This window comes from Bacteroides sp. MSK.18.37, from assembly GCF_019129155.2.
Classification (GTDB): domain Bacteria; phylum Bacteroidota; class Bacteroidia; order Bacteroidales; family Bacteroidaceae; genus Bacteroides; species Bacteroides ovatus.
In genome coordinates this window covers 5,910,937-5,924,691 of the sequence record NZ_JAHOIB020000001.1, presented here as the reverse complement: position 1 = coordinate 5,924,691, position 13,755 = coordinate 5,910,937, and the positions used below count along the sequence as shown (strand labels likewise).

Genomic DNA, 13,755 nt, shown 5'->3' with positions numbered 1-13,755 from the left:
GTTGATTTTATATTATTTATTTTTTGAGTCATCATACGTGAAAGGTATGAAATAAGTAATCAGAAAAGCTGGAATAGTTGCGATTAACACATAGATAAAGAAATTACGATATCCTAATAAGTCACTAAGATAACCACTAACCATTCCCGGAAGCATCACTCCCAGATTCATGATTCCTGAAGCAAATGCGTAATGTGACATTTGATGTTTGCCTGGAGCAATCTGTTGCATCATAAACAACGTCAATCCGACAAAACCAAAACCATAACCAAAATATTCCATCGTTATACAAGTTCCGATCAGATATACATTAGTAGGCTGTGCAACTGCCAAAAAAGTATAGGCCACAAACGGAAGATTAAAAATACAGCAGAGAGTAAATAGTGTCTTTTTCAATCCGAACTTAGAGACATAAATACCTGCCAACAATGAGCCTAAAACGAAAGCAGCGGAACCAAAGATACCATTTAGCGTACCGATCTCTGTTAACGACAGTCCTAAGCCGCCTACATCTCTTGACGCACGTAAAAACAGCGGAGCTATTTTCATGATAAAGCCTTCTGCCAAACGATATAAAATAATAAAACAGATGTAATAAAGAATATGCTTTTTAGTAAAGAAGTTAGCAATGACTGCTACCAATTCGTGCCCAACCTCCGATGCAGTTTTCTTCGTTGTTGACGGAATCTGTGTAGAAGGAAGCATTTTTATATGATAAATACCGATCAGTACCATTATTGCCGCAATTACGCCGAAAATAATCATCCATGCAGATGAATACGCTCCTTTGTTAGCATCTATCGAAGCACCTTCTATTGCTCCGAAATGCTCTGCCAATGCTCCTGCCATAGCAACTAATCCTCCATTAGCAACCAATTTGGCTACATTATAAAAAGCACCCTGCACTCCGATATATTTTGCCTGATCTTCTTTGTTCAATTCAGCCATATATACACCATCACAAGCAATATCGTGCGTTGCTCCACTAAAGGCAATCACTGCCATTGTAGAGATACTTATGGCGAAAAAGTAATCGAAAAACAAAGAAAAGGCTACTACTCCAAACAATACACCACTCAATAATTCTGTAATCAATACGAAGAATTTTTTCGTACGATACATTTCAAGAAAAGGACTCCACAAAAATTTCAGTGTCCAAGGCATCATAATCAGAGAAGTCCAGAATGCAATTTGCGTATCCGAAATTCCAAGATCCTTAAACATGAAAACAGAAACCAAATTAATAGCAATAAAGGGAAGTCCCATTGCAAAATAAGCAGTAGGTACCCAGCAAGCCGGGTTAATAGTTTTTCGTTGAGAAGCAGTTTTATTCTGTTGCATAAATCATAGTATATAGATGAAAAAAAACATTTTTCTGACCCATCTATATATAATACAACTAAAAGGGGGAAACTACTAACGTCTCCCCCCTACTTTTTTTATTTTATTATCACTTCGTCTATAAAGAACCACGAAGGATGACCTACACCATAATGCCAAGTCGGACATTCTTTCGTTCCAGTGACTTCTACTTTCACATAACGAGTTTTTATCGGTTCGGCTGATTCAGCCTTGACTCCACGGAATTTTACCTCACCGGTACGTTCTTCCGGTAAATCAATCGTTTTCCAATGTGTATAATGCTCACCGTCTTCAGCATATGAATAAACCACCTTTAGAGGAAAAAGAATCCAGGCCCCTATTTGATGAAGAAAATCTGTTTCCACACTTTGTATCTCTTTTGTTTCGTCCAAATCTATAACAAATGCACCATCGGTTCCTTCCCAACCAATCCAGCTATCAACAAAGGTTGCTCCACCAAACAAACCGTCAACCAATGCGTTCTTTCCTAATGCCGCATATTTTCCGGTAGGAGGAATTAGATAAGTAACTTTTGCACCCAAAGCTAAACTTCTTTCTTTCTGCGGCATGTAACGTTCGCGATACAATTTGCAATAGTCTACCGGTGAATTGGAACGCTCATTCAATGTAGGAACTTGAAACTCTTTCACGCGTTCCTCAAAAAGGTCTAACTTCTTATTAATATCTACCAAATCTTTTTCTGTCTCTGTTCGTGCAATCTCCAGTTCTGAATACTGAATTGGCAGACGTGCCCGTTGAACTCGTTTTAAGAAATCGGGTTCTGCTGCAACAGCCTTTTCAGCCAAATCAAATAAATGATTATAACGACGCATCAAAGCAGGCTTTAACATGCCATATTTATGTGATACAGGTGAATCATATATCCACAACCTCTGTCCACTACCAATTAATGCGCCTTCCATTATCTTTATGTACTGATAAAGATATGGCGCTGCTTCCCCATAATATCCATGCAGAAAATGTTGCATCAATGAGTCTACATTAACTTCTGGATTCCACATTAACTTTGACACTAAATAAGCGCGAAGTTCTGCAAAATCTCCTCCCCTGCTCCCTGCTATTTGAGAGAAATGCATGGTGGCATGATTCTTTTTGAAAAGACGGATATTGTCCTGTAAAATATGGAAATTAGGAAATGGAGCCAGATAATTATCAAAGTTAATACCGTAATCCCACACGAAAATATTATTGGTAATCTTAGACCATCCTTCCATGGCTTTCACAAACTCTTTTCCCGAAGCATTCTCCGTCAAAGTTACTTCACGGTCACAGTCAATATCACATAACATAATATTCACATTCGGCAAAGGTTTCACATGTTTCGGAGGATTCATCGTATATAGATAAGCCAATGTGGAAAATTCTTTATCCGGAAAACGGGCAGCCAACTTATTCAGAAAAGTGATGATACTTCCTGATAATGCTCCTTCATAATCATCAATTGCCTTACAAGCATCACACGTACAATTTGTATAATTACCATCATTCTGACTTACAGACATGATATGTTTATCTGGATTTGCTTTGAAAATAGAATCAACACGTTGAGCAACAATCTCAAAAACCTCCGGATTACTCAAACACCACTGGCTGGCCTTTCCCGGGTGGCGTTTTCCTTTAAAGTAAGAATAATATTCCGGATGTTCTTTCCCATAAATGGATGAAGGCAGAAGCTTATCAAAAGTATGCACCCAATAACCGGCAGCAAACACTTCATTCGGTTCCTCTAAACGATTCCACCACTTATAAATAGAGTCTGTATGGATAGCATAACATTGTGTCTGACGGTAACGAAAGCCCGGATTCTCGACTTTATTAATGAAGGGTAAGTTCACTGTTTTTGAAGGGGTAAGAGAATATTCATTCTCTCCCCAATAATCGATACCCAAATATTGCTCTAATAAAGTAACAACCCCATATACAACACCGTTTTCTTTACCAGATATTTTTAGAATACCATCTTGAGTAGAAATAGAGAATCCATCCTCTGTTACTTCCGCTGGAGATTGACCACCAATGAGAATATCTCCTTTTCGAGGAGTTTGACTTATAACAACAGGCAGCTTACAACTGGTTACTTTTTGAATAAATGTTTGTAACAAATTTGCAGCTGTCCACGATATTTGATTATTCTCTTTCAAAATGATCCTAGAACTTGTATTCCCATTAGTTACTAACATAGTTTGAGAGAGAGACGGAAACGCCATACTAATTCCCATAAACCATAAACAGAACCGTAGAATAATAGATAATTTCATGTTTTTCTTGCTATTAAAAGTTATTATATAATAGTAATACAATCAATATGATACTATTAAACAATCAATCTTTTTCTTTTTTCATTTATTAACTTATATAGTAAGTCCCACTTTATCCGAAAAAACGAAAAAGCGGGACTTAAAAATTTTCAATAACCTATTAATTATTTCGCATATAGGTCAAATTCCGTAAGGCTGACCGTATTGGGACCTTGTTTCACATAATACTTTAAATAACGCGTTTCAACGGCTTTCGAAAACTTAATATATTGTGTGCCACTCTTTGAAATAGTTACAGCACCAATAGATTTCCATTTTGCTCCATCACTCGAAGTAAATACTTCTACTGCAGTCGGTGAATAACTACTAGCATAACACTTATTTCTTATTCCTGTTAATGTCTGCACCTTACCTATATCCACAGTTAACCAATATTCTGCTCCTCCATCACGAGCTACATCAGAATTTGTTCCATCAATTAGATTTTTAGCATCTCCACGAGTCGTCGGGGCAACTTTTACAGTCCAGCCAGAACGATCGGCAATCAAAGTACCTTCAGCCGGTTGCCCGGACTCTACATTGACATGAATATTTTGAATTTTCAGATAAACTACTCCTCTGTTAGAGCTAAGTGCATCTAAGTTATTACCTTCTATAGAAGATATGGTAACTGGCAACAAATATCCCCCTTCTGTAGTCAACGATCCTACATTTAATAGCTCTATTTTTATAGAATCTCCAGATACACTTTCTCCATTTTCAATAGTAACAGTTTTATTGGTGAAAGAATAATTTTCAGCAGGTAATATGTTATATTCCGTATCATTAGCTTTATTGTAAGCACTTACTAGATTATCATCACTATCGGCTGTTATTTTCACATCTTTCGATAATCTCTCCGTGGCACATGCAACAAACCGATAATTAGGTTGTAACTCATTTACGACCACTGAATTATCTTTCAAAATCACTGACAACGATGCTTCATAAGAATCTACCGGAAAAACTTTCGTAGAAAGATAAAACTTAGAATTTACAGTAACTTCGTCATCATCGTCACAAGAGATGCACAGTGGTGATGCCATTAATGACATCACTACTGTTTTCCATATTATATTTTTCAATCTCATAATTACATCATTTGAATATTATATTATTTACCATCTGATCTAATGCCATCTACCCATCTGACAACTCCATTAGGCGCCGTGGCTTTATTTCCATGACCAGTTGCGTCTTTAAACTCGGTTCCTGCCCCTTCATTCAATTTCCAATAAGCCTCCAAGCCATCCGTACCCGGATTTATCGCAAACATATTATTCTGAATCTGCGACTGTGAAATAGCAGTAGTCCAAAAACGTACTTCGCTAACTATAGCATCTGTAACCATCCAATCACCATTGCATATACCAAAACTATTCTTAACAAGACGCAAAGGTTTTCTTGGAAGATCTAATGTTGCATCAATATTTCCATTTACATAAATAGTCAATTTCACTCCATCACAAACAAATGCTAAATGATACCATTGATTATTTTTAAACTTAGTAGCAGCATTTACTTGAGTACCTTGTGTTTTTATCTGCAAAATATTACCAGGAATCGGGCCATCACCAAAACGGATATAAATTTCACCATCTTCTGCGATACCATTACCTGGACCTGCAGAAAATATTGCTTGATTCTGATAGCTAGGAGGACCAGGATAACCAACTCCAGGAGTCACCCCATCCCCAAGTTCGCTCATATTAATACGCATTTCAAGTGACCATTGAGTTACTGTATAATCCTGACGCATTTCCATAGTAATTGGTTTTGTACCCGTCAACACTGGTGCAGAGGTTATAATAACCTGATCCATGATATAAATCATCACATCTGCACCTTCCAAAGTTTGTTGCCCACCTGATACAGCAGTAATAGCAACCGGTAGTGCAAATTTATCACCAGAATCAAGCATTTCCTTTGTCAACGGATCAATTGTTACTTTAACAGTAGGAGCCACTAATTCTCCTTTTTTTATAACCACTGTCTTTTGATCAAAAGAATATGAACCTTCCGGCATAGATTTATAGTTCGTACCACTTTTTGTATTATATACTTCCAACGATTTCGGACTTAGTCCCAAAGTAACTTCTATATCTTCTGTTGCAATTTGTCCCGACCGCGGAGTCACAGTGACAACACTACCCTCTTCGGCTACTGTTACCTTTTTGGACTCATAAGACAAACTACTGGATTCAGCTAAATAAATTCTACTGCCGATAGTATCATACTTTGCATCTTCACAACTTGCTATAATTGCACAAAGCAATATGGCAAAGGCGAACATTATTGTATTTTTATTTTTTACCAGATATCTCATAATTATTATATCTTTAAATTTATTATTTTACCGGTGGATTCATAATGCGGATAGCATTACGCAAATAAGGATAAGATTCTTCTGTACCATCAATTGTATATTCATACTCCATATGATAAGTTCCGACCCCTCCTTTTACACATTTTTTCCCGTCAATAATAGGCGTCCAACGTGCCATACCTTCCAAAGACTTCATTTTATTTCCATATCGATCTGTGAAATCAGCACCACCAGACAAAGCCCATTTTTCAAAATTTTCAGTTACAATATATTTCTTAGCAACTTCTTCTGCAGTCAAATGCCCATCGAAGTTTCTTATTGTAGAGTTTAAACGGCTATCCAAATTGTCACGTCCAGTATTATCTCCTGGAGAATCATAAGCCTGCACTATAAAATAATTAAAATAAGGACCTGACTCCGATACAATACTTTGTGGCTCACCGTCAATTACTAATAGCCTGTCTGTACCCGATTTTGGTCCGATTCTTTCTCCCAAGGTCTGAATGAACAACAACATATTCTCATCACTTCCACTCATGTTACCTCGATGACCAAAATTAGGCTCATAGTCAATATCAAAGCCATCATATCCATATTTATCAATACTATCACATATTGCATGGGCATATTTCTTTATAGCTTCTTCCTTATTCTCATTCCATCCCCAGAATTCCAGATAATTATCTTTATATTCCTCGGGAGTCAATTGGTCACCGATATTTTGAACAATAAAACACATCAAAGCTTTAGTCCCTTTTACATTTTGTACATAACGCAAATCTTTTGTTTGCGCTTCTGTCAAATTTCTCCAGTTACCCCAAATAGAAACAAAATCCACACTATCAGGAAGTCCGGCTAAACATTTTTCTAAAGTAGCTCCATTTCCGGTCCAATTACCAAACCATCCAAAAGCAACCGGATGATCTGTTTTCTTATAAGCGCGAAGCTGGGCATAGTATTCTTCCGGAAGTGACGACTGAGTCATATCTTCCTGGAATTTTGGTTCCATGTCTGTCCAATCATCACACGCTGTATTCGCAACCGTTATGCCAAATAACAACATTATAAAATAGAATATCTTTCTCATACTATTTATATTAATATAGATTATACTATTATTCACTTATCCCTACGCTGCCACCAAACCTTAGTCTGATAATTATCAGCGCCACCCAATTTACTTACAGCAGCATTTACATTAGCAGCATTACGAATATATTCCGACGGTGGGAACGGAATACGATTAGCGGAAGGAAGATTGGTTACATTTCCATTCAATAACGGGAAAAAACGCGGATACCCAGTACGACGATACTCGCTCCATGCTTCTTGTCCCAAAGGCCACATTGCAATCCATTTTTGGGTTATTAATCTTTCCAGTTTTTCTTCCTCACCAGCATCATCTTTCCATTTGATAGTTATAGAACTAATAGCACTTTCATTCCCCTTATTCTCATTAGGATCTACATAATCAGCCTGAGTACTTGATTCATCATTCAGGTATTGGTCAATACCATCCGATACTCCCCATTGTGCAAAAGAAAGTCTGATAGCTGATTCATACAAATCTTTCACCGTTTCTCCTTTTACATCCCATCCTAACATTGCCGCTTCAGCTTTATTAAAAGCTGTTTCAGCTGCACTCATCCATAAAGTACGATCCATCTCTCCAACATTTATTCTAGAGAAAGTCGGTCCGGTAATATCATTACCATAAGACAAACCTGCGCGCATACCCACATAATCATCATCTCCTTTATCGCTCGTTTTCTTTTTAAAATATTTCGACATACGTGGATCGTTGTATCCTTTCATATAAGATGTAATATCGGCAGAGACACATTGGTCAGGCCATTGCACTAATACCGTATACAATTGATTTTTAGTGCCTAAAGAAGTTGCGTTATCTTCATTGGAAGTAATTACCCCAATAGAATGGTTAATAGCTTCCTCCGCCATCTGTCTGGCATATTCACGATCTGCAAAACGAATACGAATGGCCATACGTAGTTTCAGTGAATTTGCAAATTTCACCCATTTCTCAAAGTCACCGTCATAAACTTTATCATACTTAGCCATCGTTCTGTTGTTTGGATTTTCGGTCACATAAACAGTCATTACATTAATTGCATCAGTCAGATCAGTAAACATTGCATGGTATGCTTCCTCCATTGTATCGTAAGGAGCCGAAAGTTTATCACTTGAAATTTGGGAATAAGGAAGTGCCCCATACATATCAAGCATACGATGCATTGTCGCAATTCTCAAAATCTGTGCCCATGCAAAGTTAACTCCTGTTCCTTGGGTTACATTCTTTATTTTATTCCATGCACCATACGTCAATACCATTACATTATCATCTGCAAACTGCCAGTTTAACCAGTTCTCGGGTGCGTTATATGTAGCAAAATTTGCCCCTTTAAACTTATCTGTTGCCATTACTTGATAACGTCCATAGCAGTCACCAATCAAGGATTCATTGGTATTATAAATGTTTTCAGTAGCTATGGGATATGCATAATCACATAAAGTCAAGAAGAAAGCATTGGCAGCAAATCCATCTCGTCCAAGTTCTTCTTCCGAAACTTTTCCCAACGGATCATTCAAGCTATTATCCATGCATCCTTGTAACATTGGAGTTCCAACAAGCATACAGCCTGCAATAGAAATCTGCGTTATGAATTTATATATTTTCATTTGGTTATTCTTTTATCGTTAAAACTGTATTTTTACATTAAATCCCCAACTTCTCAAACTTGGTTGCATAAAGTAATCAACACCTTGATAATAAGTACCAGTAGAAGCGGTAGCTTCCGGATCAAATGGTGCTTTATTATAAATCATCCACAAGTTGTGACCTGTTATTGACAAACTAAGATTACATTTGTTATTAAACCATTTGGCTGGAAGTGAGTAGCCCACCGATAACTCTTGTAAACGAACATTAGTAGCACTATATACATAGTTAGACATCAATCCACTTATTCCACCCACTTCTGTATAATAAGTCTGGGGATCCACTTTTCCATTATTTACAGGAACACCTTCATTATCACGTGCTAAAGCTGTGACCTTAGATACTCCGAACTGATCCATTACAGCTTGTGTTGGTGAGATAACAATACCTCCAAAGCGGGCAGCAAGCATGAATCCCAAGCTAATGCCTTTATAAGAGAAATCATTTCTAAAGCCTAAATTGCTCTTAGGCAATACAGAGCCAATATGAATAAATTCATCCGAATTCTTTATATCCTCTTTCTTCACATTCTGGCTCGCTTTATCAATATATACATTTCCTTCATTATCACGTTTCAAACGATTAGTGACATACATGTCTCCCATGCTTCCTCCTTTACGAAGAATAACTTTAGCCGATCCAATGCCACCTTTATCTATCTCACTCAAACTATAGTGATTACCTTCATCATCCACTGCATCATCCAAGAGTTCTACAATCTTATTTTTATTAAAACTAAAAGTCAAATTTGAATTCCACGAGAAATCTCCCCATGATTTATTGTACCCTAAAGAAAATTCCATACCTTTATTCTCAATATTACCAGACTGCGCATACATAGTCGCATATACAGCGGTTCCTGATAAAGGAACTTGGAATGTTTGTTTGCGAGTATTAGCCTTATACCAGGTAACTTCCAAACTTAAACTATTATTAAAGAATTTGGCATTCAAACCAGCTTCCCAAGAATTAGTACGTTCAGGATAAAGTTTAGGCAAAGGACGATAAGTTTGTAATTTCCATTGACTAGTCGCAGGGTCCCACTCATACGTTTTGTTGGAAGAAAGATTCTTAGGAATAGGAGCACCTACTGAAGCAAATGAGCCGCGTACTTTCAAATAAGTAATAGCTTTGGGTAATTTTACCATTTCGGAAATAACTCCTGAAAGCCCTATTGATGGATAAAAGAAAGATGATTGTTCTGTATTAATCAATGCTGAATCCCAATCATTACGTCCGGTTAAAGTCATATACAACATACTCTTCCAACCAATTTCCGCACTAGCAAAAATAGAGTTGGTGCGTTGTTTGTATCCACTTTCTATAGGATAAGTATCTTTATCCAAAGTTGTAGTCATATTATATAGACTAAAAACATTAGACATATCTTTCAAACCACCTTGGAATCCTCTTTCGTCATAATAAGTTTGAGTAAAACTACCGCCAATATTAGCACTTAAACTTAAGTCACCAAAGCGTTTATTAATATTAGCCATCACATCTGCATAAGCCTGTCTATCGTCAGCTTTATAGTACTTATAGAATCCATAAATAGAACTATTAGTAAAGTAAAGATCAGTAGAAGCATTTCTTTTATCTGAATAATCATTGGTTGCATTATCAATGCGAACGCGCCCTGTCACATCAAGCCAATCCAAAATTTCATATTTTAAACTAGCATTAGCCATGTAACGTTGTTTTTTCATGCCATGGTTCATCTCATTAGCCACCCAATATGGATTATTTTTCATACTGTATCCAGGGTCCCCCCATCCCCAGTTCTGTACATCTATCTTACGAGTTGTGTCATACGTTTTATACATCCTCACAGCTTCAAAGTTTTCGCCACGCGGGAACAGATATACAGCTGGTAGTGGATTGAAATATTCACCTTGTGCCATTAGATTAAGATCTTCTTGAATAATATAGCTAAAACCCACATCTAATGTCATTTTATCCTTCAGGAATTTTGTTGTATTTCTGAAGGTAAAATTGTAACGGTCATATTTGCTATTTTGAATGATACCAGTTGCATTAGTAGTACCTACAGACAGATAAGTTTGATTCTTTTCATTACCAACAGATAAAGAAACGTTATTCTGAATATTAGTACCTGTATTGAAAAAATCTTTTGGCTCATAAGTTCCGAAAAGGGAAGACGCTTTATCTCCCCATGAAGCAAAGGAACCTGCGCGGTTTATATAAGAATTTTGGAATTCAGGCATTATAAAAGGATTGGAAAAAGTAGAATTATTAGAAATAATAATTCGTGCCTTACCTTCTTTTCCCTTCTTTGTAGTAATTAAAATTACACCAGACGCTGCATTAGAGCCATACAAGGCCGCAGCAGCAGGTCCACTTAATACAGACATGCTTTCAATATCTTCCGGATTGATATCAGATATACCCTCTCCTCTCGGTTGGGCTGAATATTGTCCGTTAGTGTCACCTTTATTTGTATTAAAAATAGGAACACCATCAATTACATATAAAGCATTATTGTCTGAAGATATAGATTTGGTACCACGCATAACTACACGCGTAGCCCCTCCAACACCGGATGAAGATGCATTGATATTAACACCAGCCACCTTTCCAGCCAGTGAGTTCATAAAATTGGCACTTTTTACAGTTGTCAATTCATCACCTTTTACTTCTTGCACATTATAGCTTAATGCTTTAGTTGCGCGCTTGATACCTAATGCAGTAACGACTACTTCGTCCAACACCTGCGTATCTTCTCCTAAAGTAACCTTCAAGGGTTGTGCACTAGTAAGCGTGATTGCTTGGGAGAAAATCAGTTTCATATACTTTCCCTAAATTCTATTCTTGTTTGATAAATAGATTAGATGTTCTATTTTTAAGATGTCAGACTAAATACAATTAAGTAAATTCAATGAATGAGAGAAAAAGTTAGTAAGATTGCGCATGAATATGCAGTAATCAACTTGTTTTTATTCATATATGCGGTATGAATATTCGATAAAAGACGTTTTTTCAGGAATGTTCCACACCGAGAATCACTTCGTTTCTCGGTGTGGAACATTTTGATTCTTTAAATGGAACCTAACAAATCATTTAAAGAATAATAATAACTTGCTTTATAGTAGTTGTTTTCTTCTAGTTAGTGCCGATAATACAAAGAACGGAATCTTTTCATTTGATTAATATTATCAATATTAGATATTATTCTATCACTACGCGGGCGATAAAAAGAATAAATTGCAATAATATCATCCTTTTTTTTATTTGAATTACGTTTGGCTAAAGTGGAAATCCCTGCGGTTTTCGAAACACTCCTGATAACAAGATGCATATTCTAAATTATAGATAATCTGAATATGCGTTTTTTAATATTATACTCACTTTTATCCTATATCAATTATTGGTCCATTTTTCATTGTACATACAATTTGCATGCAAATGTATTAATCTAGAGATTAAAGTTAGTCAATAATTGAGCATTCCTTATTCTTTCCTCTTTTTCAAAGTATGCTAAATAGTGCTCGGTTACAGATAAGTTAGAGTGTCCCAAGCTTTCAGAAATATATGAGGTTTTCGCACCTCCACGTTTTAATACTGTAGCAAAAGAATGCCTTGCCGTGTAAGTCGTCAACTGAAAAATTCCAATGTCTTGGGCTATTTTTTTAAGTCTTCTGTTACATTTGGTTATAATACGCCGTACCAATCTAATCTTTTCAAAGGCATCTTCAGTTCCTCTAGCATATTTAAAAATATACGTTTGCGGGCTTAATCTTGGATTACCCCATTTTTGAATAATATTCCACATTTCAGGAGTAATGATTGCATGTATCTCTTTGTTATGTTTGGTAGTTCGAGATGTCTTAGAGCGTACAAAGCATATTTCTCCATCCATAATATTTGAATACTGAAGAAATAATAAATCCATAAAATTAATGCCATTACATAAATAAGAAAACACCCAGAGATCTCTAAATTCTTCTATATCTTTTGTTTCACATTGATAGGACATTACTTTTTTTATTTCAGAAAGAGTAAGTGCTAATTTACGTCCACACCCTTCAGGAATTTCATATTTATTCTTTCCAAAAGGAAAAGATGATTCTTTTATAATACCATCATGTACAGCACGATTTAAGACACACTTTAAAGCTCGGAAATAAATACTTATGCTTGAATAGCTTTTACCTTCTGACATCCAAAATTTTTCACAACGTTTAAGCCAATCAATTGTAATGTTTTCCAAAGGTATAGTGGAACCTCCGAAATCTTCTAAACTTTTTAAAGCACTTTGATAATTTAGGTAAGTGTTTGCTTGTTCATAGGCTTCCAGTTCTTTCATTTTTAAGCGAAAAGCACTGCGCAAAGTCATATCATTCATCTGCCTTCCTAACCTGACGCTTAATGTTTCAATACTAAATTCTCCTTTTGTTATCAGTTCATTAACTTGTTGCTTAATAGTTGAAAAACTACTCTCTATATCTGATCGAATTTCTGCCAATAACCGGCTTTTTACCTTTAATAACCTTGCCCAATCTTCTTTTGACACTTCCTTCCCAGTTGAGTAATATTTTTGCTTTCTTCTATATACCACTTGAACTTTAACAGGAAACTGTCCACTCTTTTTTGCTCTTCTGGTATCTAATATGGTTAAAACCGAAATTCCATCTTTTGAATATTTGAACATAAAATGAATATTTATATCTATACAATAGGTAAAGCATACATATATTGTATGCAAAATGTATGCAAATGTAATAAATCAGCCTGATTTTAATAAGTACATAAGATTCTATTTATCAAATATTTGAGTATTTATTTTTCAATTAGGAATCTTTCTATTCTATTTTTTTCGAAAAAAATCTTATCTTCGTTTAGTAAGGTTACAACATAAAATGTATTACTATTGAATAAGCGCTTATGGAATTTATTTTAAGTATAACCTTTAAATTTATTAATTATGAGAAACAGAGATACATGAAACCTTTGTGTGAAAACGGTAATCTCATTTACCGCCTCTAATTACAAAT

Annotated in this window: 8 protein-coding genes; all 8 read right to left on the bottom strand. The window is 35.9% G+C overall.

The window, feature by feature from the left end:
- Positions 1-12: 12 nt before the first annotated feature.
- Positions 13-1,341, bottom strand: a complete 1,329-nt coding sequence (locus KSX81_RS22950; protein ID WP_195645814.1) for an MFS transporter — start codon at positions 1,339-1,341, stop codon at positions 13-15.
- A gap of 98 nt (positions 1,342-1,439) precedes the next feature.
- Entirely contained in the window at positions 1,440-3,641 is a 2,202-nt protein-coding gene (locus tag KSX81_RS22945) for a DUF4838 domain-containing protein (RefSeq protein WP_217725861.1), read from the bottom strand.
- A 164-nt stretch (positions 3,642-3,805) separates the two neighbouring features.
- Positions 3,806-4,771, bottom strand: a complete 966-nt coding sequence (locus KSX81_RS22940; RefSeq protein WP_217725860.1) for a BT_3987 domain-containing protein — start codon at positions 4,769-4,771, stop codon at positions 3,806-3,808.
- Between the two features lie 23 nt (positions 4,772-4,794).
- Complete coding sequence (locus KSX81_RS22935) at positions 4,795-6,006, bottom strand: DUF1735 and LamG domain-containing protein (RefSeq protein WP_008640544.1); 1,212 nt, start codon at positions 6,004-6,006, stop codon at positions 4,795-4,797.
- A gap of 22 nt (positions 6,007-6,028) precedes the next feature.
- On the bottom strand, positions 6,029-7,093 hold the full coding sequence (locus KSX81_RS22930; RefSeq protein ID WP_004300468.1) for a glycoside hydrolase family 18: 1,065 nt from the start codon (positions 7,091-7,093) through the stop codon (positions 6,029-6,031).
- A gap of 32 nt (positions 7,094-7,125) precedes the next feature.
- The gene (locus tag KSX81_RS22925; protein ID WP_128131707.1) at positions 7,126-8,703 is read right to left on the bottom strand and encodes a SusD/RagB family nutrient-binding outer membrane lipoprotein; all 1,578 of its coding nucleotides are present in this window, start codon (positions 8,701-8,703) and stop codon (positions 7,126-7,128) included.
- Positions 8,704-8,721: 18 nt separating this feature from the next.
- Positions 8,722-11,550, bottom strand: a complete 2,829-nt coding sequence (locus tag KSX81_RS22920) for a SusC/RagA family TonB-linked outer membrane protein (protein ID WP_004300466.1) — start codon at positions 11,548-11,550, stop codon at positions 8,722-8,724.
- Between the two features lie 626 nt (positions 11,551-12,176).
- Positions 12,177-13,412, bottom strand: a complete 1,236-nt coding sequence (locus KSX81_RS22915; protein WP_004297598.1) for a site-specific integrase — start codon at positions 13,410-13,412, stop codon at positions 12,177-12,179.
- Positions 13,413-13,755 lie beyond the last annotated feature (343 nt).

What these genes read in the sequence shown, in the direction of transcription:
- KSX81_RS22950 (WP_195645814.1), bottom strand. Translation starts at nt 1,341, where the DNA reads ATGCAACAGAATAAAACTGCTTCTCAACGAAAAACTATTAACCCGGCT.
- KSX81_RS22945 (WP_217725861.1), bottom strand. Translation starts at nt 3,641, where the DNA reads ATGAAATTATCTATTATTCTACGGTTCTGTTTATGGTTTATGGGAATT.
- KSX81_RS22940 (WP_217725860.1), bottom strand. Translation starts at nt 4,771, where the DNA reads ATGAGATTGAAAAATATAATATGGAAAACAGTAGTGATGTCATTAATG.
- KSX81_RS22935 (WP_008640544.1), bottom strand. Translation starts at nt 6,006, where the DNA reads ATGAGATATCTGGTAAAAAATAAAAATACAATAATGTTCGCCTTTGCC.
- KSX81_RS22930 (WP_004300468.1), bottom strand. Translation starts at nt 7,093, where the DNA reads ATGAGAAAGATATTCTATTTTATAATGTTGTTATTTGGCATAACGGTT.
- KSX81_RS22925 (WP_128131707.1), bottom strand. Translation starts at nt 8,703, where the DNA reads ATGAAAATATATAAATTCATAACGCAGATTTCTATTGCAGGCTGTATG.
- KSX81_RS22920 (WP_004300466.1), bottom strand. Translation starts at nt 11,550, where the DNA reads ATGAAACTGATTTTCTCCCAAGCAATCACGCTTACTAGTGCACAACCC.
- KSX81_RS22915 (WP_004297598.1), bottom strand. Translation starts at nt 13,412, where the DNA reads ATGTTCAAATATTCAAAAGATGGAATTTCGGTTTTAACCATATTAGAT.